The organism is Geodermatophilus normandii, from assembly GCF_003182485.1.
GTDB lineage: Bacteria > Actinomycetota > Actinomycetes > Mycobacteriales > Geodermatophilaceae > Geodermatophilus > Geodermatophilus normandii.
Genome location: NZ_QGTX01000001.1, coordinates 3,305,156 through 3,325,700 on the forward strand (window position 1 = coordinate 3,305,156; position 20,545 = coordinate 3,325,700).

Here is a 20,545-nt window from a genome sequence, read left to right on the forward strand (position 1 = left end):
ATGGAATGCCCTCGTCGGGCGTTCACTTCCGAGAAGCACCTATTCTGCGAAGTGATGTCCGAGGAGCCCGCCGCGTCGTCGAGCGCCCCCGCAGCGAGGGACGAGGGGCTGCTCCTGCCCGGTGACCTCACCGCGGTCGGGGCCTACGTCGACGCGTCGCTGGCCGACTCGACGCGCGCGGCCTACGCGCGCGACCTCGCCGCCTGGGCCACCTGGTGCCGCAGCCGCTCGCTGCCGGCGTCCCTGCCGGCCGACCCGCTCTCCGTGGCGGCCTGGCTGGCCGCGATGGCCGACGAGGGGCGCAGCCCGCGCTACGTCGCCCGCCGGCTGTCCGCCCTGAACGACGCCCACCGGACCGCCGGGCTGGCCCCGCCGGGCGACAACGAGGGCGTGCGGCGCACCCTGACCGGCATCCGCCGGACCGCCGTGCGCGGCGGGTACCGGCCGCGGCGGGCCCGCGCGGTGGACACCGCCACCGTCCGCGCCCTGGTGGAGGACCTCCCGGACACCCTCGGGGGAGCGCGCGACCGCTGTCTGATCCTGGTCGGCTACGCCCTCGGCCTGCGGGCCTCGGACCTGTGCGGACTGCGCATCGAGGACGTCGTCCCGGCCGGGCACGGCGGGCTCGACGTCCACGTCCGGTTCTCCAAGACCGACCAGGAGGGCGCCGGGGAGACCCTCGCCCTCGCCGAGGGGGTCCGCGAGACGACCTGCCCCGTGCGCGCCGTGCGGGCGTGGCTGGCCGCGCTGGCCGGGCAGGGCGTCACCGCGGGACCGCTGTTCCGGTCGGTGGGGAAGGGGCGCGCCCCCAGGCTGGGGGAGGCGCCCCTGACCACCCGCAGCGTCGACCTCGTCCTGCAGCGCGCCGCCGCGCGGGCCGGCGTCTCGGCCGAGGGGCTGTCCCCGCACTCGCTGCGCCGCGGCTTCGCCACCACGGCCTACGCCCAGGGCGTGCCGGAGAAGGAGATCAGCCGGACCGGCCGGTGGCGGTCCCTCGTGGTCCGGTCGTACGACGCCTCCAGCCGGTGGGCCGACCCCGCCTCCGGCTCGCTCGGTCTCTGAGCCCCGCCGCGCGCGCCGACCCCCCGCCGGCCGGACGCTCCCGGCCGCGCCGGGATACTCGTGCCGACGGAGTCCACCGGTGACCCCGCGCCCGAGGAGGTCCCAGGCCGTGCCCAGAGCCCTGCTGCTGGAGAACATCGACCCGGTGGCCGCCGAGCTGCTCGGCGCGGCCGGCTTCGAGGTGGAGTCGCAGCGCGGGGCGCTGGACGAGGCCGACCTGACCGCCGCGCTCGACGGCGTCGACGTGCTGGGCATCCGGTCCAAGACGCAGGTGACCGCCGAGGTGCTGCGCGCCCGCCCGGACCTCGCGGCGATCGGCGCGTTCTGCATCGGCACCAACCAGATCGACCTCGCCACGGCCGCGTCCGCCGGGGTCGCGGTGTTCAACGCGCCGTACTCCAACACCCGCAGCGTGGTGGAGATGGCGCTCGCGGAGATCATCTGCCTGGCGCGGCGGCTGGTGGACCGCGACCGCGCGCTGCACGCCGGCAGCTGGGACAAGTCCGCGTCCGGCAGCCACGAGGTCCGCGGGCGGACGCTCGGCATCGTCGGCTACGGCAACATCGGCAGCCAGCTGTCGGTGCTCGCCGAGGCGCTGGGCATGCGGGTGCTCTTCTACGACCTCGAGGAGAAGCTCGCGCTGGGCAACGCGCAGGCGTGCGCCAGCCTCGAGGAGCTGCTCGAGCGGTCGGAGACGGTGACGCTGCACGTGGACGGCCGTGCGGGCAACGCGGGCCTGTTCGGCGCGGAGCAGTTCTCGCGGATGCGCCGCCGCAGCCTGTTCCTCAACCTCTCGCGCGGCTTCGTCGTCGACCACGAGGCGCTGCGCGAGCACGTGCTGAGCGGCCACATCGCCGGAGCCGCCGTCGACGTCTTCCCGGAGGAGCCGCGCGAGCAGGGCGACCCGTTCACGTCGGTGCTGCGCGGCCTGCCCAACGTCATCCTCACGCCGCACGTCGGCGGCTCGACGCAGGAGGCGCAGCACGACATCGGGCGGTTCGTCGCCGGCAAGCTCGTCGACTACACGGGCACCGGGACGACGAACCTGAGCGTCAACCTGCCCACCGTGGCGCTGCACGGGTCGTCCGCGGCCCGGTTCGCGCTGCTGCACCGCAACGTGCCCGGGGTGCTCGCCCGCGTCGACGCGCTGGTCGGCGAGCACGGCCTCAACGTCGACGGCCAGGTGCTGGCCACCCGCGGCGAGCTCGGCTACGCGGTCACCGACGTCAGCGGCCCGCTGCCCGCGGACCTGCTGGCCGCGCTCGAGGCCCTCCCCGAGGCCGTGCGCCTCACCACCTTCGCCGGCCGGGCCCGCTGACCGCGCCTCGCTCGGGCACACCGCTCAGGAGGGCGGCGGTTCGTCTCGTCCAGCGGTGCCGGGCGGCGGATCGGGTGCCGGTGGTGGTGGTCGCGTGCCCGGTGGCGGGGTGGTGCGGGTGATGCCCGAGGGTGTGGTGACGGTGAGGACCCCGTCGGGGCTCATCTGGAACCGCCAGCCGCGGACGAGGGTCTTCATCCGGTGGTGGCTGCGACACAGGCAGCACAGGTCGGCGCAGTCGGTGGCCCCGCCGCAGGCGTGCGGGACGACGGGGTCGACGTCGGCCCACCCGACCCGCTGGCCGCAGGTGGGGAGCCGGCAGCTGCGGTCACGGGTGCGGACGAACCGCTGCTGCGCGGCGCTGGGGGCGTAGCGGTCGACGGGCTCGGGCCGGTCCAGCACGGCGCAGCCGCAGTCCTCGCTCGGGTGGTCGGGGCAGCCGCGGCGGGCGATGCGGCGGAGCTGCTCCAGCGTGCTGGTCGCCCGCAGCGTGCCGTCCTCCTCGGTCACCGCGAGCGTGACCGATCCGCCCTGCGGGGCGCGCACCCCGAGGGCGTCGAGCTGTTCGAGGAGCTCGCGCAGGTGTGTGGCGGGCAGGTGGGTGCGGTAGGTCGAGGCGCGGTGCGCCCGCTGACCGGCCGACAGCCGCCCGCAGTTGAGGACCACCGCCAGCTCGGCGGTGAAGAACTCCGACACCCCCGGCAGCTCGGGGTCCGGCTTCCACGACCGCGCCCCAGGCGTGCCCGGCGGCGGGTCGTCGTCATCAGGGGAGTCGTCGACCAGCCCCAGGACCAGCTCCGCCTCGTAGGCGGCCTCCATCGCCTTGCGGGCCTGCTCCCGCGACAGGAGGGCCACCGGCACGCGCCGGAGGGGCGCGGGCTGCTCCACCAGCCAGCCCGCCAGCGCACGCTCCACGAGCGACCCGGCGACCTCCCGCACGACCCCGAACCCACGCACCGGGTACGACAGTTCCCGCAGGTCACAGCCGAGCCCGGCGGTCAGCGCAGGCGGAAGCGGGCTGCCCAGAGCGGCTCGACCTCGTCCCACTCGCGCTCCCACGTACGATCGCGGGCCCGGTCGACCAGGGCGCACACCGCCGCGTGCCCCGCGGCGGCGGTGGCCAGTCCCAGCAGCAGCGTCAGCGTCCCGGCGGTGACGGTCACGACGACGACGTCCCTGTGCTCCAGCGGCCGGGCGGAGGGGGACCCGTCGGGAGCGGTCCACACCAGCACCGTTCCTCCGGCAGGCGTCCCCGGCGGTACCGGGACGACGTCCTCGTGGTCGGACCCGTCGGGGCCCGTCCACCGCGCCGGTGCGGTGGCGCGCAGCGACGACGTCCCGCCGCCCACGACCTCGGCGTCCTCCAGGACGACCGCCGGGACCTGCCGGCGCTCCGCGGCCTGGTGCGAGGCCAGCGTGCCGGCGTCGGCGGCGACCACGCTGCCCACCGCCACGGCCGCGGGCACGGCCGCGACGGCCAGCAGCACGCACACGACCCAGGAGAAGAGCTCCACCCGGTCGGTCGTCCGGGCGCCGGGCCGAGGCCCCGTCGCACTCGCCCGCCCGCCGGCCGCGCGTCCCCGGCGGCCACGGTCACACCGCCCGGACGCCGGCCGCCCGCCGACGGTCGTGGGTGCCTGCTCTCGGTGGGGAGGCGGTGCGGAGGACCATGGCGGGACTCCTCGGGACGACAGGTGTCCCGAGGATCCTCCGGAGGGCGCGCGGTGTCCCGGGACCGAGGTCACCGGCCGCCGCAGCCCCGGCCTCACAGGCCGAGCCGCTTGGCGATCACCTCGTTCATGATCTCGGTGGTGCCGCCGCCGATGCCGAGGATCCGGGCGTCGCGGTAGTGGCGCTCGACCTCCGACTCGCGCATGTAGCCCATCCCGCCGAACACCTGCACCGCCGCGTCCACGACGAGGTCGCAGGCGGCGACCGCGGTGTTCTTCGCCATCGACACCTCGGTCACGACGTCCTCGCCGGCCAGCCAGCGCTGCATGACCGCACGCGTGTAGGTGCGGGCGACGTCGACCTCCCGGGCCATCTCGGCCAGCTTGTGCCGGATGACCTGGCGCGAGGACAGCGGACGCCCGAACGTCTGCCGTTGCCGCACCCAGTCCAGCGACAGGTCGAGGCAGCGGGCCGCCGTCGCGTAGGCCTGCACCGCCAGGCTCAGCCGCTCGGACTGGAACTGCTGCATGATCTGCACGAACCCGCTGCCCTCGGCGCCGACCAGGTTCCCGACCGGCACGCGGACGTCGGCGAAGGACAGCTCGGCGGTGTCCGAGCAGCGCCAGCCCATCTTGTCCAGCCGTCGGCTGACGGTGAACCCGGGCGTGCCCTTGTCGACGACGAGCAGCGAGATCCCGCCGTGGCCCTCGCCGCCGGTGCGGACGGCGGTGGTCACGAAGTCGGCCCGCACGCCGCTGGTGGTGTACGTCTTCGCCCCGTTGACGACGTACGCGTCGCCGTCGCGCACCGCCCGGGTGCGCAGTCCGGCGACGTCGGATCCCGCGTCGGGCTCGGTGACGCCGAGGGAGCCGATGAGCTCGCCGGCCAGCGTCGGGCGCACGTAGCGCTCGACCAGGTCGGGGGAGCCGTTCTCCACGATGTGCGGCAGCGCGATGCCGTGCGTGAACAGGCCGGCCACGACGCCGGTGGAGCCGCCGCCGTGCAGCACCTCCTCGGTGACGATCGCCGAGTCGATCGCGTCCCCACCCCCGCCGCCGACCTCCTCCGGGAAGGCGACGCCGAGCAGGCCGGTGGCGGCGGCTCGGCGGTGCAGGTCCCGCGGCAGTTCGCCGGCCGTCTCCCACGCCTCCACGTGCGGCGCGACCTCGCGGGCGACGAACTCGCGGGCCAGCCGCCGCAGCGCGACCCGCTCGGGCGTCGTCCAGGGGTCGGCGGCGACCTCGAGGGCGGTCACCGCTGCACGGACTCCGCGGACCCGCCGTACTCCTTCCGGAGCGTGGTCTTGAGCACCTTGCCGGTGGCGTTGCGGGGCAGCTCGGGCACGAACTCGACCCGGCTCGGGCACTTGAAGTGGGCCAGCCGCTCGCGTGCGTAGCCGAGCAGCCCGTCGGCGTCGGGCTGCGCGCCGTCCGCCAGCGCGACGACGGCCACCGGCGTCTCCCCCCAGCGCGGGTCGGGGACGCCGACGACGGCGACCTCGCGCACCGCCGGGTGCCGGTAGAGCACCTGCTCGACCTCGATCGGGTACACGTTCTCGCCGCCGGAGATGATCATGTCCTTCTTGCGGTCGACGAGGGTGACGAAACCCTCGGCGTCCATCCGGCCGAGGTCGCCGGTGTGGAACCAGCCGTTGCGGAACGCCTCCGCCGTCGCCTCCGGCAGCCCCCAGTAGCCGGCGAACACGTTGGGCCCGCGCACCACCAGCTCGCCGACGACGTCGGTGGCGACGTCGCGGTCGTCGTCGTCGACGATCCGCGCCTCCACGTGCATCAGTGCGCGGCCGATCGAGCCGGCCTTCTCCTTGACGTGGTCGGCGTCGAGGATCGAGACGGCGGGCGCGGTCTCGGTCATGCCGAAGCCCTCCTGGAAGGGCAGGCCCTTGCCCTGGAAGAACTCGATCACCGGCAGCGGGCACGGCGCGCCCCCGGTGACGGCGAGCTCCAGCGCGGACAGGTCGTGCCGGTCGAAGTCGGGGACGGCCGTCAGCGCGGCCCACATCGCCGGGACCAGGAACTGCACGGTGGCCCGCGCCTCCGCCATCGCCGCGAGGGTCTGCGCCGGGTCGAAGGAGGGGAGGACGACGTTGGTGCCACCCAGGTAGAGCAGCGGCAGCGTGTGCACGCCGAGCCCGCCGATGTGGAACATCGGCGCGACGGTCACCGTCACGTCGCTCTCCCGCAGCCCCCGGCCGAAGGACAGCACGTTGACGACGTTCCACAGGTGGTTGTCGTGGGTGAGCATCGCGCCCTTGGGGCGGCCCGTGGTGCCCGAGGTGTACATCAGGCAGGACAGGTCGCTGCCGGCGACGTCGGTGCCGAGCGCCCGCGGCTCACCGGCCGACAGCAGCGCCTCGAAGTCCGTCTCGCCGTCCTGCGGTTCGCCGCCGACGACCACCCGGTGCCGCACGCGGATCCCCTCGCCGGTGAGCGCGGCCCGGGCGACGGGCGCCAGGGGTGCGGACCAGACGAAGACGTCGGCGCCGGAGTCGGCGAGCAGGTAGCTGACCTCCGGCGGCGCCAGCCGCAGGTTCATCGGGACGAAGACCGCGCCCAGCTTGGCGGTGGCGAACATGGTCTCGAGGAAGGCGGGGCTGTTGAGCAGCAGCCCGGCGACCCGGTCGCCCTGCCGCACGCCGAGGTCGCGCAGGGACCGGGCCAGCTGGTCGGTGCGGCGGTCGAACTCGGTGTAGGTGATCCGCCGGTCGCCGGCGACCAGGGCGGTGCGGTCCCCCGAGAGGAACGCCCGCCGGGCCGGCCAGCTGCCGATGCCCCTGTCCATGGTGGTCCTCCCGCGCCTGTGGTCTGGGTCACGCAGTCTGGCGAGGACCTGACGAGGGCGTCAACTACCCCGCGCCTGTGGCAGGCTGCCCGGGCCGAGGCGAACGGAGGTGGGGATGACAGGCGTGCAGCAGGAGCAGCTCCCGGTCACCGACCGGGGACGGCGCACCCGGGCCGCCCTCCTGCAGGCCGGCCGGGAGCTGTTCGAGGAGCGTGGCTGGGCCGACGTCCGCATCGACGCCGTGGCCGAGCGGGCCGGCGTCTCGCACGGGACCTTCTACACCTGGTTCGACTCCAAGGAGTCGCTGCTGCGGGCGATCGTCGCCGTCGTGGTGGAGGACCTCTTCACCGCCACGACGGTGGGTCCCCGGCTGCCGCCCGACGCGCCCTACGCCCGGATCGAGGCGGCCAACCGGCTCTACCTCACCGCCGTCACCCGGCACGCCCGGATCCTGCGGGTGCTCGACTCGCTGGCCGACACCCGCGAGGAGTTCCGGCGGCTGCGGGTCGACGTCCGGGAGGCCTTCGTCCGCCGCGGGATGGAGGGCCTGGTGCGGCTGCAGGAGCTGGGCCTGGCCGACGGCGCCCTGCCGCCCCGCGCCACCGCGAGCGCCCTGGGGGCGATGGTCGAGTCCTTCGCCCACCTGTGGCAGGACCCGGGGGAGGACCTCGACGAGGACGCCGCCGTCGACGTGCTCACCCGGCTGTGGGCCGGCGCCATCGGCCTGCCGCGCTCGGCCTGGCCCGACGGGCGCTAGCCGTCGGCCGCCCAGGACGGGCGGCGCTTCTCCAGCAGTGCGGCGATGCCCTCCCGCGCCTCGGCCGAGGCGAACCGCTCGGCGGAGAGCGCGGCCATGCGGCGGAGGTCCTCCTGCAGGTCGTCGCCGGGCAGCTCGCGCAGCAGCCGCTTGGTGACGGCGAGCGCCTCCGGCGCGCCCCGGCCGAGGGACCCGACGAGGGCGTCGACGGTCGCGTCGAGCTCGTCGTCGGCCACCGCCCGGTCGAGCAGGCCGGCTCGCTGCGCGCGGAGGCCGTCGAAGGTCTCGCCGGTGAGGAACAGCTCCCGCGCCGCCCGGCGGTCCATCCGCCGCAGGCAGGCGACGGCGATGACCGCCGGCGCCACCCCGATGCGGACCTCACTGAAGCCGAAGCCCGCCCCGGCGAGGCCGACGGCGAGGTCGCAGGCGGCGATCAGGCCGAGGCCGCCGGCCCGGGCGGCGCCGTTGACGCGGGCCACCACCGGCTTCGGGCCCTCGATCAGCAGCGTCAGGACCTCCGGCAGCCCGACCGCGCCGGGGGCGGCACCGCTGCGCTGCTCCTTGAGGTCGGCGCCGGAGCAGAAGACCGGGCCGGCGCCGGTCAGCACCACCGCGCGCACGCCGTCGTCGGCCATCGCCCCGGTGAGCGCCGCGTGCAGCTGCTCGACCAGGGCCCGGGACAGCGCGTTGCGGTTGGCCGGGGAGTCCAGCGTGACCACCGCGGCCGGCCCGCGCCGGCCGACGGTGACCAGCCGGTCAGCTCCGGAACTCATCGCGCAGCTCGTGCTTCTGGATCTTGCCGGTGGCGGTCTTGGGCAGGCCGGTGCGGACCTCGATCCGCTTGGGCACCTGGAAACCGGCCAGGTGCGCCCGGCAGTGGGCCAGCAGCCGCTCGGCGATCGCCGCCGGGTCGGCGTCCGGGTCGGCGGCCACGACGACGCCGGTGACGGCCTCGCCCCAGCGGTCGTCGGGGACGCCGATCACCGCGGCCTCGACGATCTCCGGCGAGGCGAGCAGCACCCGCTCCACCTCGACGGAGGAGACGTTCTCGCCGCCGGTCTTGACCATGTCCTTGACCCGGTCGGTGAACCAGACGACGGCCTCGTCGTCGAGGTGGCCGACGTCGCCGCTGTGGAACCAGCCGTGCGCGAAGGCGGCGGTGTTGGCGGCCGGGTTGTTCCAGTAGCCGCTCATCACGTGCGGGCCGCGGTAGACGATCTCGCCGGTCTCGCCGGGGGGCAGGAGGTTCCCGCCCGGGTCCATGACCTGGGTGTCGACGGTGACCGTGGACGGGCCCCAGGACGCGGCCTTGGTCTCCTGGTGCGAGGGCCACTGGAACACCGTCGCCGGCACGCACTCGGTCTGGCCGGAGCCCAGCAGCACCTGCGCGTTCGGGAACGCGGCGGCGATGGCGGTGATCCGCTCCTGCGGCATGGGCGCCATCGCGTAGATGCACAGCCGCACCGACGAGAGGTCCCGCGTGGCGATGCCGGGGGTGGCGAGCAGCGCGGCGTACATCATCGGCAGCAGCATCAGGTGCGTCGCCCGCCGCCGTTCGACGACCTCGAGGAACCCCTCGGGCTCGAAGCCGCGGGGCAGGACCGCGGTGCCGCCGGTGAGCAGGACCGGCAGCAGCAGGGTGTCCAGCGCGGTGGTGTGGAACAGCGGCAGCACGATCGGCAGGACGGAGGACTCGTCGCCGCGCCGGTGCCCGACCTGCAGCGCGTTGCTCAGGACGCCGACGTGCACGGCGAGGTGGCTGGTCAGCACGCCCTTGGGCCGCGCGGTGGTGCCCGAGGTGTAGAGGCAGTGCAGGGTGTCGCGGTCGTCCACGAGCACCCGGACCGGCGTGGGGTCGACGGCGACGTCGTCCCAGCGGACCGCGTCGCGGCCGGCGACCTGCGCGGGGACGTCGTCGCCGGTGACGACCACCCGGGTGATGGCCGGCAGCCCCGGCAGGACCGCCTCGAGCAGCGGCAGGAAGACCGGGTCGGCGACGACGATGCGGGTGCCGGAGTCGGCGAGGATCCACGCGACGTCCTCGGGGGCGAGCATCAGGTTGACCGGCAGCGCGACCAGCCCGGCCTTGGCGCAGCCGAAGAAGCTCGCGGCGAACCGCCAGGAGTTGCCGAGCAGGAACGCCACCGGCTCCTGGTGCCCGACGCCGGCGTCGAGCAGGCCCCGGCCGAAGGCCTCCGCCGCGGCGTCGAGCCGGGCGTAGCTGACCTCCTCCTCGCCGTCGACGATCGCCGTGCGGCCGGCGAACAGCCGGGTGGAGCGGGTGAGCATGTCGCCCACGGAGAACCGGGTGGCCAGGTTCAGCTCGAGGGGGTCGATCCCGGACAGGTCAGGACGCACGGCTGTTCTCCTCGGTCTCGGGGTGGGGGACCTGCTCGCTGACGACCGCGAGGACCGCGCCCGTCTCCACCTGCGCGCCCACGGTGGCGTGCAGGGAGGTGACCACCCCGTCCGTCGGCGCCACGACGGGGTGTTCCATCTTCATGGCCTCGAGGACCAGCACCAGTTGCCCGGCGCGGACCTCGTCACCCTCGGCCACGGCCACCCGGGTGACCGCGCCGGGCATGGTCGCGGTGAGCGACCCGGGCGCGACCGCGGCGGTGGGCTCGGGGAAGCGCGGCCGCTCGACCAGCGTGGTCGCGCCCTCGGGGCCGTCGACGTGGTGGCGGTCGCCGTCGACGTGCACCTTGTAGGCGCTCCGCAGCCCCTCGGCCTCGACGTCGAGCCGGACCCGTCCCGGGCCGGTCACCTCGGTGCCGAGCACGGTGAGCGGCACGGGCTCGCCGTCGACGTCGGCGGTCACGCCCGAGCGGTCGAGGCGGTAGCGCACCGTGCCGGCGTCGAAGGCGGTGGTCTGCGGCGCGGTGGGGTTGTTGCGCCAGCCCGAGGGCAGGCCGGCCAGGACCGGCGCGGCCGCCCGCCGCAGGGCCGCCCCGGCGAGGGCGGCGACGACGGCGTGCCGGCGGCGGCCGGCGTCGTCGACCAGCGGCGCGGCGAGGACGTCGAGGCCGTGCCGGTCCAGGAACGCGGTGTCGGTCTCCCCGGCGAGGAAGGCCGGGTGCCGCAGCACGCGCACCAGCAGGTCGCGGTTGGTGGTGAGGCCGTGCAGGCGGGCGCGGGCGAGCGCGCCGGCCAGGGCGAGCGCCGCGGACGCGCGGTCGGGAGCCCAGGCGATCACCTTGGCGAGCATCGGGTCGTAGTGGACGCCGACCTCCCCGCCGGCGACCACGCCGCTGTCGACGCGGATGCCGGGGCCGGGCGGAGGGCGGAACGCGGTGTCGGCGGGGATGGCGAACTCGGCGAGCCGGCCCGACTGCGGCAGCCAGCCGCGCGCCGGGTCCTCCGCGTACAGGCGCACCTCGATCGCGGCACCCGACAGCGTGGGGGAGACCGCCTCCGCGGGCAGCGGGCGGCCGGCGGCGACGTCGAACTGCAGCCGGACGAGGTCGAGACCGGTGACGGCCTCGGTGACCGGGTGCTCGACCTGCAGCCGGGTGTTCATCTCGAGGAACCAGAAGTCGCCGGACTCCTCCAGCAGGAACTCCACCGTGCCGGCGCCGACGTAGCCGATCGCGCGGGCCGCGGCCACGGCCGCCTCGTGCAGCCGCGCGCGCAGGTCCGGCCCCACGGCGGGGGAGGGCGCCTCCTCGACCACCTTCTGGTGCCGCCGCTGGATCGAGCACTCGCGCTCGAACAGCGCCACGGTGGTCCCGGACCGGTCGCCGAAGACCTGCACCTCGACGTGGCGGGGCCGCTCGACCAGCCGCTCGAGGAAGACGGTGCCGTCACCGAACGCCGACGCCGCCTCCCGGGCCGCGCCCTCGACCGCCTCGCCCAGCTCCGACGGCTCGCGCACGGTGCGCATGCCGCGCCCGCCGCCGCCGAAGGACGCCTTGACCAGCAGCGGATAGCCGACCTCGGAAGCGGCCTTCTCGAGGGTGTCGCCGGACAGGCCGGTCGCGTCGACGCTGGGCAGGACGGGCACTCCCGCCCGGGCCATGAGCTCCTTGGCGGCGAGCTTGCTGCCCATCGCCTCGACGGCCCCGGGGTCCGGCCCGACGAACACCAGCCCGGCCGCCTCGACGGCGCGGGCGAAGTCGGCGTTCTCCGACAGGAAGCCGTAGCCGGGGTGCACGCAGTCCGCGCCGGACCGCAGCGCCGCGGCGACGACGAGGTCGGCGCGCAGGTAGGTGTCGGCCGGCGTGCTGCCCGGCAGCCGGACCGCGACGTCGGCGTCGGCCACGAACGGGGCCGCGGCGTCGGCGTCGGAGTACACGGCGACCGTGCGCAGGCCCATGGCGCGGGCGGTGACGACGACGCGCCGGGCGATCTCGCCGCGGTTGGCGACCAGGACGCAGCTGAGCGGGCGGGTCACAGCCGGAACACCCCCCATCCGTCGTGCAGGCCTCTGACCGGGGCGTTGTGGATGGCCGACAGGGCGAGCCCGAGGACGGTGCGGGTGTCGCGGGGGTCGATGATCCCGTCGTCGTAGAGGCGGCCGGAGAGGAACAGCGCGAGCGACTCGGCCTCGATCTGCTGCTCCACGGCGGCGCGCATGGCCGCCGCGGCCTCCTCGTCGTAGTCGCGGCCGCGGGCCCGCGCGCTGGCCCGGCCGACGATGTCGAGGACGCCGGCCAGCTGTGCCGGCCCCATCACCGCGCTCTTGGCGTTGGGCCAGGTGAACAGGAAGCGGGGCTCGTAGGCGCGGCCGCACATGCCGTAGTTGCCGGCGCCGTAGGAGGCCCCGATGTTCACGGTGAGGTGCGGGACGGTGCTGTTGGACACCGCGTTGATCATCTGCGAGCCCGCCTTGATGATCCCGTCCTGCTCGTACTCGGTGCCGACCATGTAGCCGGTCGTGTTCTGCAGGAACAGCAGCGGGGTGTCGGTCTGGTTGGCCAGCTGGATGAACTGGGCGGCCTTCTCGGCGTCCTGCCGGAACAGCACGCCGCGGGCGTTGGCCAGCACCCCGACCGGGTAGCCGTGGATGCTGGCCCAGCCGGTCACCAGCGACGTCCCGTAGAGCGGCTTGTGCTCGTCGAAGCGGCTGCCGTCGACGACGCGGGCGAGGACGTCGCGGGGGTCCAGCGGCTGGCGCAGGTCGGCCGGGGCGAGGTCGAGCAGCTCCTCCGGGTCGTGCAGCGGCGGGTCGGCCGGCCGCGAGGGGCCCGGGCCCTGCTTGCGCCAGTTGAGGTTCCGCACGATCTGCCGGCCCAGCCGGATGGCATCCACCTCGTCGACGGCGAGGTGGTCGGCGCTGCCGGAGACGCGCGCGTGCATCGCGGCCCCGCCGAGGGACTCCTCGTCGGCGTCCTCGCCGGTGGCCATCTTCACCAGCGGCGGACCGGCGAGGAACACCTTGCTGCGGTTCTCGATCATCACCACGTGGTCGCTCATCCCGGGCACGTAGGCGCCGCCGGCGGTGCTGTTGCCGAACACCAGCGCGATCGTCGGGATGCCGGCCGCCGACAGCCGGGTCAGGTCGCGGAAGCCGCGGCCGCCGGGGATGAAGATCTCCGACTGGGTGGGCAGGTCGGCGCCGCCGGACTCCACCAGGCTGACGAACGGCAGCCGGTTGACCCGCGCGACGTCGTGCGCCCGGGCGGACTTGCGCAGCGTGTAGGGGTTCGACGTCCCGCCGCGGACGGTGGGGTCGTTGGCCGAGACCACCACCTCGACGCCCTCGACGACGCCGATGCCGGTGACCGTGCTGGCCCCGACCGGGAAGTCGGTGCCCCACGCGGCGTAGGGGGAGAGCTCGAGGAACGGGCTGTCGCGGTCCAGGAGCAGCTCGATGCGCTCCCGCACCGTGAGCTTGCCGCGCCCGCGGTGGCGGGCCAGCGCCTTGTCCCCACCGCCGGCGTTGGCCAGGCGCAGCTGCTCCTCGAGCTCGGCCAGCCGTTCGAGCAGGGCGGCGCGGTTGCCCGCGGCCCGCTCGTCGAGAACCGTCATGCGTCTCCCTCCGGGGGCAGCAGGCGGACCGGGACGTCGACGACGCGCGAGCGCAGCCACTCGCCCACGGCCTTGGCCTGGGGGTCGAACCGGGTGCCCGCGGCGACGCCCTCGCCGAGCAGCCCGGGCAGCTGGAACAGCAGCGCCCGCAGGCCGGGCAGCAGCTCACGGGTCACCGGCAGCGGGGCGGCCTCGGGGAGCAGCGCGCGCAGCCGGTCGGGCGTGAGGAAGCCGGCCAGCCAGGCGTAGCCGTCGTCGGTGCGGGCGTAGACGCCGAGGGTGGCCGCGCCGCCCTTGTCGCCGCTGCGCGCGCCGGCGACCCGGCCGAGCGGTGCCCGTCTGGTCGGGCCGTCGTCGTCCCGGGGCGGCGGGTCCGCGACCGCGGCGTCGTCGGGGACCATCGCAGGGGGAGCGGCACGGGGAGCGGCAGGGGTCAGGGTCTCGGTGGTGCCGTCGGGGAGGCCGACCACCTGCGGCACGTCGTCGGCGGGCACCCAGGCCGCGGAGTAGACGCCGTAGGCCGACGGGCTCGGCGGCGCCGACGTGGCGTGGAACCCCGGGATGCTCGCCAGGCCCAGCTCGATGACCGGCACGGTGAACGCCTTGCCGACCCGGCGGCGGTCGCGGTCCTTGACCGTCACGTGCAGCAGCGCCGCGGCCTCCTCCTGCACGTCGGCGTCGGGGGAGTCGGTGCGGGCGAGGGTCACGGTGACCTCCTCGGCGCCCGCCAGCGCGGGGGCGAGCTGTCGGCGCAGGAGCTCCGCCTTGCGCTCGACGTCGAGCCCCGTGAGCGGCAGGGTCATCGTGTTGCGGAAGCCGCCGAGCCGGTTGACCGCGACCTTCAGCTCGCCACCGGGCGGCAGGCCCGGGCGCCCGAGACCTCGACCCGGTCGGGGCCGTCCGGGCGCAGCCGCAGCGTGTCGAAGCGGGTGACGACGTCGGGGCCGCCGTAGCGGCTGCCGGTGAGCTCGTAGAGCAGCTGCTCGGTGACCGTCTCGACCGTCACCGCGCCGCCGGTGCCCGGGTGCTTGGTGATCACCGACGTGCCGTCCGCGGCGATCTCGGCGAGCGGGAAGCCCGCCCGGTCGAGAGCGGCGGGGTCGGCGTCGAGCAGCTCGGTGAAGAAGCTGAAGTTGCCGCCGGTGGCCTGCGCGCCGCACTCGAGCACGTGCCCGGCCACCGTGGCGCCGGCCAGCGCGTCGAGGTCGGCCGTGGCCCAGTCGTCGCGGCCCCAGCCGTGGTGCCAGGCGGCGGGCCCGACGACGAGGCTCGCGTCGGTCACCCGGCCGGTGACGACGACGTCGGCGCCGGCCTCCAGCGCGCGCACGATGCCGCGGCAGCCGAGGTAGGCGTTCGCGGTGAGCGCGTCGTCGACGTCGCGGTCGCCGGGCGGGCGGTCGCCGCCGCGGAGCCGGCCGCGCAGCGCGCCGAGGCGGGGCAGCAGGTCGTCGCCGCTGACCGTCGCCACCCGGACCGGGAGCCCGAGCCGCTGCCCGAGCGCGGTGACGGCGTCGGCGAGGCCCTGCGGGTGGAGCCCGCCGGCGTTGCTGACGATCCGGACGCCGCGCTCCAGCGCCGTGCCGAGGCACTCCTCGAGCTGGGACAGGAAGCTGCGCGCCCACCCCGCCGAGGGGTCCTCCTGCCGCTGGCGGCCGAGGATGAGCATGGTCAGCTCGGCGAGGTAGTCGCCGGTGAGGACGTCGACCTCCCCGCCGTCGAGCATCTCCCGCATCGCGCTGTGCCGGTCGCCGTAGAACCCGGAGACGTTGGCGACCCGAAGCGGCGCGGTCACGGCCGCGCGCCCCGTGCTCCTGCTCTGCCGAGCGGCTGCCGGCCCTCACCCGGGGGGCCGGCGAAGGCCTGCGCGATGCCGAGCCACTCCTCGGCGGCCGGCCCGCGGACCTCGAGGGACACGTCGTCGCGGTGCCGGCGCTGGGTGACCAGCAGGCAGAAGTCCAGCGCGGGGCCGCGGACGACGTCGCCGGCGTCCTCCGGTCCCCACGTCCAGGGCTCGCCGCCGGGGCCGGTGAGCTCCACCCGCACCGGGTGCTCCGGCGCGGGCAGGCCGCGGACGGCGTAGGAGAAGGGCCGGGCGCGGACGCCGATCTCGGCGACCGAGCGCAGCCGGGCCGTGGCCGGCCGGTCCTGGCCCAGCGCGTCGACCACGTCCTGCCCGTGCGCCCAGGTCTCCATCAGCCGGGCGGTGACGAACGACGCCGGGCTCATCGGCGGCCCGAACCACGGCACCCGCGTGCCGGCGGGGACCCCGCGCAGCGCGGTGGCGAGGGCCTCCCGGCCGGCGCGCCAGTCGGCGAGGACCTCGGCCGGGGGCGACGTGCGACCCTCGCGGGTCAGCCGCTCCACGTAGTCGCCGGCGCCGTCGCCGAGGCTCCGCACGTGCGCGGCGAACCCGGCGGGGTCGGTGACGGCCAGCAGCGCGTCGCGGTCGAAGAACCGCAGGTGGTTGACGGTGTCGCGGACGTCCCAGCCGGCCGCGGGCGTCGGGGTGAGCCAGCCGTCGTCATCCAGGGGTGCCACGCGGGCGTCGAGGTCGGCGGACTCGGCCGCCAGGTCGTCGACCAGCGCCTGCAGGAGCGCGCCGCTCACGCCTCGAACCCGTCCATGCGGGCGAGCACCTGCAGCATCACCTCGTCGGCACCGCCGCCGATGGAGGCCAGCCGGCTGTCCCGGAAGAACCGGGAGGTCCAGGTCTCCTCCATGTAGCCCGTCCCGCCGTGGAACTGCAGGCAGGTGTCGGCCACCTCGCGCAGCAACCGGCCGGCGGTCAGCTTGGCCACCGTGGCCGCGCGGGTGGTGTCCTCGCCGTCGACGTAGGACTCCGCGCAGGCGTAGTTGTGCGATCGCAGGAGGTCGACCTGCGCCGACAGCTCGGCCAGCCGGAACGCGACGTACTGGTTGGCCGCCAGGGGCCTGCCGAACGCCTGCCGCTGCCGCAGGTACTCGCGGGTGCGGTCGAGCGCGTACCGGCAGCTGCCCACGGCGCCGTAGGCGGCGAACATCCGCTCGACGACGAACTGCGACATCTGCTGCTGGAACCCGCGGCCGACGGTGCCGATGGTGTTGGACACCGGCACCCGCACGTCCTCGAACCACAGCTCGGCGGTGTCGGAGGAGCGGTTGCCGAGCTTGTCGAGCTTCCGGGAGACGGCGAACCCCGGGGTGTCGGTGGGCACGATGATCTGGCTCATCCCGCGGTGGCCGCCCTCGTCGGAGGTGCGCGCCAGCAGGCACAGCCAGTCGGCCTGGGTGCCGTTGGTGATGTAGAGCTTGCTGCCGTTGATCACCCAGTCGTCGCCGTCGCGCACCGCGCGGGTGCGCAGCCCCGCGACGTCGGAGCCGGCGCCGGGCTCGGTGACCGCGATGGAGCAGACGGCGGTGCCCCGGATGGCCGGCTCGAGGTAGCGGCGCTTGAGGTCGTCGCTGCCGAAGTCGTGCAGCGACGGCGTCGCCATCATCGTCTGGACGCCGATCGCCATCGGGACGCCGGCGCAGCCCGAGCGGTGCAGCTCCTCGCAGAGGACGACGCTGAACAGGTGGTCGGCGCCCTGGCCGCCGTACGCGGGGTCGTACTCCAGGCCCAGCAGCCCGAGCTCGCCGAGCGTGGGGAACAGCTCGTGCGCGGGGAAGGTGCCGGCCCGCTCCCACTCGTCCACGTGCGGCGCGATCTCCCGCTCGACGACGTCGCGCACCATCTTCCGGAAGGCGTGGTGCTCGGGGGTGAAGCGCATGCGGACTCCTGGCGGATGACGCGCGGCGAGCCCGCGGCCGGACTTGACGGTGGTGTCAGGTCTAGCAGCCCGGTGTGACCTGCACAACGATCCGGTGCGGACGAGCCGTCGCTCCGTTCGGCGCCGGCCTGACGAAGTTCTGCTTTCGACTGAGCAGAAGTCCCGCTACGTTGTGGTCCACGGCACAGCGCGCGGCCGCTCCGGTGGCGGGCGGTGCCGTGCACCGGTCCACCACCCGAGGGGGAAGTCCGTGAGAGAAGCGAGAAGCCTGCGCTCCGTCCTGCGAGCCGTGCTCGTCGCCGCCGTGTCGGCGGTCCTGTTCGTGGGGCTCGTCGGCACGGCCAGCGCCGCTCCACCGAGCGATGCACAGGAGAACTCCGCCTGCGTCGGCCGCACCATCCCGACGAGCAAGATCTCCATCCAGCTGTGGACGTTCGCCGAGTACATCGGCTTCGGGACCGACGCGGCCACGCAGGCCCGTCTCGAGGAGGTCCTCAGCCAGCTCGCCGCGATGGGCTACCGCAACGTCGAGCCGTTCTCGCTGAGCGGCCTGACCGCGGAGCAGTTCCGGGCGCTGCTCGACGAGTACGGCCTCAAGGCCTCGGCCCGCCACGTCAACGTGGGGACGCCGACTGCCACGGTCGACATCGCAGCGATCCTCGAGGAGAACCGGATCCTCGGCATCAAGTACTTCGGCTCGGGTGGTACCCCGAACCTGAACACCGAGGCCGAGTGGATCGCCTACGCCCAGTACCTGAACGCGGTCGGGGAGCAGGCCCGCAAGGCCGGGCAGACGCTCATGGTGCACAACCACAACTGGGAGTTCACCGACGTCTTCAACGGCCGCACCGCCTACGACATCCTGATGGCCTACACCGACCCGAAGAACGTCGTCTTCCAGCTCGACCTCTACTGGGCGACCTTCGCCGGCGTCGACCCGATCGCGCTGATCGAGCGCTACGGCAACCGCATCCAGCTGTTCCACGTCAAGGACCTCAACCCGACCCTGAACCGGCGGATCGAGATCGTGGGCCGCGGCAACATCGACTTCGCGTCGATCTTCGCGGCGGCCGGTGGCGGCATCCGGTACTACGTGGTCGAGCACGACCCGCGCTTCGGCGACGAGACGTTCGACCCGTTCGAGGCTGCCGAGGAGGGGTTCGACTACCTCACCTGCAAGCGCGCCTGACGGAGCGCAGCACCGCGCTCCACGGGGGGCGGTCCCGGGTTCCCCGGGGCCGCCCCCTCGCCGTGTCCGGCCCGGGTGCCACGATGCGGCCATGACGGGGACGGGCGGCACGGCCTTCGTCCTGGGCGGCGGGGGAGTGCTCGGCGCGGCCGAGGTCGGGATGCTGCAGGCCCTGGCCGAGGCCGGCATCCGCCCGGACCTCGTCGTCGGCACCTCGGTCGGCGCGATCAACGGCGCGCTCGTCGCCGCCGACCCGACGCCGGGCGCGGTGGACCGGCTGCGCGGCGTGTGGGAGGAGCTGGCCTCGCGGCGGGTGTTCGCCGGGTCGGTGCTCGGCCGGGTGGGCACGCTGGTGCGGACCCGCACCCACCTGCACCCCCGCGAACCGCTGCGGGAGCTGCTCGAGGACGCGCTGCCGGTGCACACGTTCGCCGAGCTGGCCGTGCCGTTCCAGTGCGTGGCGGCCAGCATCGAGCGCGCCGCCGAGCACTGGTTCACCGACGGCCCGCTGCTCGACGCCGTGCTCGCCTCCTGCGCCGTCCCCGGACTGCTGCCGGCGGTGGAGGTCGACGGCGAGCACTACCTGGACGGAGGTCTCGTGCACAGCATCCCGGTGGGCCGCGCCGTCGCTCTCGGCGCCGGCACCGTCTACGTGCTGCACGTCGGGCGGATCGACCGCCCGCTGCGGCCGCCGGCCCGGCCGTGGGAGGTGGCCACGGTCGCCTTCGAGATCGCCCGCCGGCACCGGTTCGCCGCCGACCTGGCCACCCTGCCGGAGGGGGTCACGGTGCACGTGCTGCCCGCCGGCGACCCCGCCCCGCCCGGGGCGGCCAACCTGCGCTACCGGGACTTCTCGGGTGTCTCCGCACGCATCGAGCGCGCGCACGCCGCGGCCCGGGACCACCTGGAGCGGATCGGTGTCTCCCGGGACGGAGGTGCCTGAGGTGCTGCCGTCCCGCCGCGTCCGCCGGGTCACCGGCCCGCTCCTCATCGGCGCGCTGGTGCTCGCCGTCGCCCTGCTGCCCGTCCTCGTCGTGGTCGCGCTGGTCGCCTCCCTCTTCCTGCCCGGCCGCCTGCGCGCGCTGCGGCTGCTGGCCTTCGCGGTCGTCTACCTGGCGCTGGAGGTGGCCGGCCTCGCGGCGGCGGCCGTGCTGTGGGTGGCCAGCGGCTTCGGCCGCCGGCTGCGGTCCCCGGCGTTCCGCGCGGCGCACTACACGGTGCTGCGCCTGTTGCTCGACGTCGTCATGCGCGCCGCGCAGCGGCTGTTCGCCCTGCGACTGGTCACCGACGGGGAGTCCTGGTCGCCCCTCGACGACGGCGTCCCCGGCTCGACCAACGCCATGGTGGTGCTGTCCCGGCACGCCGGCCCCGGCGACTCGTTCCTGCTGGTCCACACGCTGATGAACCGCGACCACCTGCGCCAGCCGCGGATCGTGCTCAAGGACCTGCTGCAGATGGACCCGCTGATCGACGTCTACCTCAACCGGCTGCCCAACACCTTCGTCTCCTCCGGCCCGGGCAGCGGGCAGCGCTCCGAGGAGGCCATCGCCGACCTGGCCCGCGACCTCGGCGAGGAGGACGCGCTGCTGATCTTCCCGGAGGGCGCGAACTCCACCCCGCAGCGCCGGATCCGCGCGATTGCGCGGCTGCGCGAGCGGGGCCTGGTGGCGGCGGTGCGCCGGGCCGAGGCGATGCGGCACCTGCTGCCGCCGCGCCCGGGCGGGGTCGCCGCGGCGCTGCGCGCGGCACCGCACGCCGACGTCGTCCTCGTCGCGCACACCGGGCTGGAGCACCTGAGCACGGTCCGCGACGTCTGGCGGGGCCTGCCCGTGGACAAGACGCTGCACCTGCGCTGGTGGTTCGTCCCGGCGGCGGAGGTCCCGCGTGAGGAGGCGGACCTGACCGACTGGCTCTACCGCTGGTGGGAGACGATCGACGACTGGATCACCACGACGTCGGCCGCCGGGCACTAGGCGCCGCGTCCCGCCGTCCGGGATCCCGACGCCCGGAGCTCCGCTCCCCCCTGCTCC

General features: G+C 75.1%; 17 protein-coding genes and 1 pseudogene. 6 read left to right on the forward strand and 12 right to left on the reverse strand.

The features are described 5' to 3' along the window. The first annotated feature begins 54 nt into the window (after nucleotides 1-54). Nucleotides 55-1,062 carry a site-specific integrase gene (locus JD79_RS16090; protein ID WP_110007773.1) on the forward strand — a complete coding sequence of 336 codons (1,008 nt, stop codon included), beginning with the start codon at nucleotides 55-57 and terminating at the stop codon, nucleotides 1,060-1,062. A gap of 109 nt (nucleotides 1,063-1,171) precedes the next feature. Further along, nucleotides 1,172-2,380, forward strand: a complete 1,209-nt coding sequence (gene serA, locus JD79_RS16095) for a phosphoglycerate dehydrogenase (RefSeq protein ID WP_110006346.1) — start codon at nucleotides 1,172-1,174, stop codon at nucleotides 2,378-2,380. A gap of 24 nt (nucleotides 2,381-2,404) precedes the next feature. On the opposite strand, the gene JD79_RS16100 is transcribed toward serA, so the two are convergent. From JD79_RS16100 to JD79_RS16115, 4 genes are read right to left on the reverse strand one after another with little or no spacing between them, the layout of a single operon-like run. Then, nucleotides 2,405-3,337 (reverse strand): HNH endonuclease signature motif containing protein, encoded by a 933-nt coding sequence (locus tag JD79_RS16100; RefSeq protein WP_245900147.1) that lies wholly within the window; start codon nucleotides 3,335-3,337, stop codon nucleotides 2,405-2,407. A gap of 41 nt (nucleotides 3,338-3,378) precedes the next feature. Next, a complete protein-coding gene (locus JD79_RS16105) occupies nucleotides 3,379-4,149 on the reverse strand; it encodes an Rv1733c family protein (protein ID WP_425454178.1) in 771 nt (256 codons plus the stop codon). After that, nucleotides 4,146-5,306: an acyl-CoA dehydrogenase family protein gene (locus JD79_RS16110; protein WP_110006348.1), complete on the reverse strand. Its 1,161-nt coding sequence runs from the start codon at nucleotides 5,304-5,306 to the stop codon at nucleotides 4,146-4,148. The genes JD79_RS16105 and JD79_RS16110 overlap by 4 nt, the downstream gene beginning before the upstream one ends. Continuing rightward, complete coding sequence (locus tag JD79_RS16115; RefSeq protein WP_110006349.1) at nucleotides 5,303-6,850, reverse strand: acyl-CoA synthetase; 1,548 nt, start codon at nucleotides 6,848-6,850, stop codon at nucleotides 5,303-5,305. The genes JD79_RS16110 and JD79_RS16115 overlap by 4 nt, the downstream gene beginning before the upstream one ends. A gap of 115 nt (nucleotides 6,851-6,965) precedes the next feature. Here JD79_RS16115 and JD79_RS16120 point away from each other — a divergent pair, with 115 nt between their 5' ends. Beyond that, entirely contained in the window at nucleotides 6,966-7,607 is a 642-nt protein-coding gene (locus tag JD79_RS16120) for a TetR/AcrR family transcriptional regulator (RefSeq protein ID WP_110006350.1), read from the forward strand. Here the strand turns inward: JD79_RS16120 and JD79_RS16125 are convergent. The 8 genes and pseudogenes from JD79_RS16125 to JD79_RS16155 form a co-directional block, all read right to left on the reverse strand. Beyond that, nucleotides 7,604-8,380 (reverse strand): enoyl-CoA hydratase-related protein, encoded by a 777-nt coding sequence (locus tag JD79_RS16125; protein WP_110006351.1) that lies wholly within the window; start codon nucleotides 8,378-8,380, stop codon nucleotides 7,604-7,606. The genes JD79_RS16120 and JD79_RS16125 overlap by 4 nt on opposite strands. Further along, a complete protein-coding gene (locus JD79_RS16130) occupies nucleotides 8,364-9,965 on the reverse strand; it encodes a class I adenylate-forming enzyme family protein (protein ID WP_211308006.1) in 1,602 nt (533 codons plus the stop codon). The genes JD79_RS16125 and JD79_RS16130 overlap by 17 nt, the downstream gene beginning before the upstream one ends. Further along, a complete protein-coding gene (locus JD79_RS16135) occupies nucleotides 9,955-12,000 on the reverse strand; it encodes an ATP-binding protein (RefSeq protein ID WP_245900148.1) in 2,046 nt (681 codons plus the stop codon). The genes JD79_RS16130 and JD79_RS16135 overlap by 11 nt, the downstream gene beginning before the upstream one ends. Further along, nucleotides 11,997-13,577 (reverse strand): acyl-CoA carboxylase subunit beta, encoded by a 1,581-nt coding sequence (locus JD79_RS16140; RefSeq protein WP_110006353.1) that lies wholly within the window; start codon nucleotides 13,575-13,577, stop codon nucleotides 11,997-11,999. The genes JD79_RS16135 and JD79_RS16140 overlap by 4 nt, the downstream gene beginning before the upstream one ends. Further along, nucleotides 13,574-13,978: an AtuA-related protein gene (locus tag JD79_RS24550; RefSeq protein WP_425454190.1), complete on the reverse strand. Its 405-nt coding sequence runs from the start codon at nucleotides 13,976-13,978 to the stop codon at nucleotides 13,574-13,576. Before JD79_RS24550 ends, JD79_RS16140 begins: the two co-directional genes overlap by 4 nt. Before the next feature lie 123 nt (nucleotides 13,979-14,101). Further along, nucleotides 14,102-15,309: pseudogene (locus JD79_RS23135) on the reverse strand (acyclic terpene utilization AtuA family protein); the annotation flags it as partial. A 56-nt stretch (nucleotides 15,310-15,365) separates the two neighbouring features. Then, nucleotides 15,366-16,184: a TIGR03084 family metal-binding protein gene (locus JD79_RS16150; protein WP_211308009.1), complete on the reverse strand. Its 819-nt coding sequence runs from the start codon at nucleotides 16,182-16,184 to the stop codon at nucleotides 15,366-15,368. Continuing rightward, a complete protein-coding gene (locus tag JD79_RS16155; protein ID WP_110006354.1) occupies nucleotides 16,181-17,326 on the reverse strand; it encodes an acyl-CoA dehydrogenase family protein in 1,146 nt (381 codons plus the stop codon). Before JD79_RS16155 ends, JD79_RS16150 begins: the two co-directional genes overlap by 4 nt. Nucleotides 17,327-17,615: 289 nt before the next feature. On the opposite strand from JD79_RS16155, the gene JD79_RS16160 reads away from it, so the two are divergent. The 3 genes from JD79_RS16160 to JD79_RS16170 all read left to right on the forward strand — a co-directional run bounded on the left by JD79_RS16160 (nucleotide 17,616) and on the right by JD79_RS16170 (nucleotide 20,488). After that, nucleotides 17,616-18,515, forward strand: coding sequence for a sugar phosphate isomerase/epimerase family protein (locus JD79_RS16160; protein WP_110006355.1), 900 nt, complete (start codon nucleotides 17,616-17,618; stop codon nucleotides 18,513-18,515). A 91-nt stretch (nucleotides 18,516-18,606) separates the two neighbouring features. Further along, nucleotides 18,607-19,458 (forward strand): patatin-like phospholipase family protein, encoded by an 852-nt coding sequence (locus tag JD79_RS16165; RefSeq protein ID WP_110006356.1) that lies wholly within the window; start codon nucleotides 18,607-18,609, stop codon nucleotides 19,456-19,458. Nucleotide 19,459: 1 nt separating this feature from the next. Next, nucleotides 19,460-20,488: a 1-acyl-sn-glycerol-3-phosphate acyltransferase gene (locus JD79_RS16170; RefSeq protein WP_110006357.1), complete on the forward strand. Its 1,029-nt coding sequence runs from the start codon at nucleotides 19,460-19,462 to the stop codon at nucleotides 20,486-20,488. Nucleotides 20,489-20,545 lie beyond the last annotated feature (57 nt).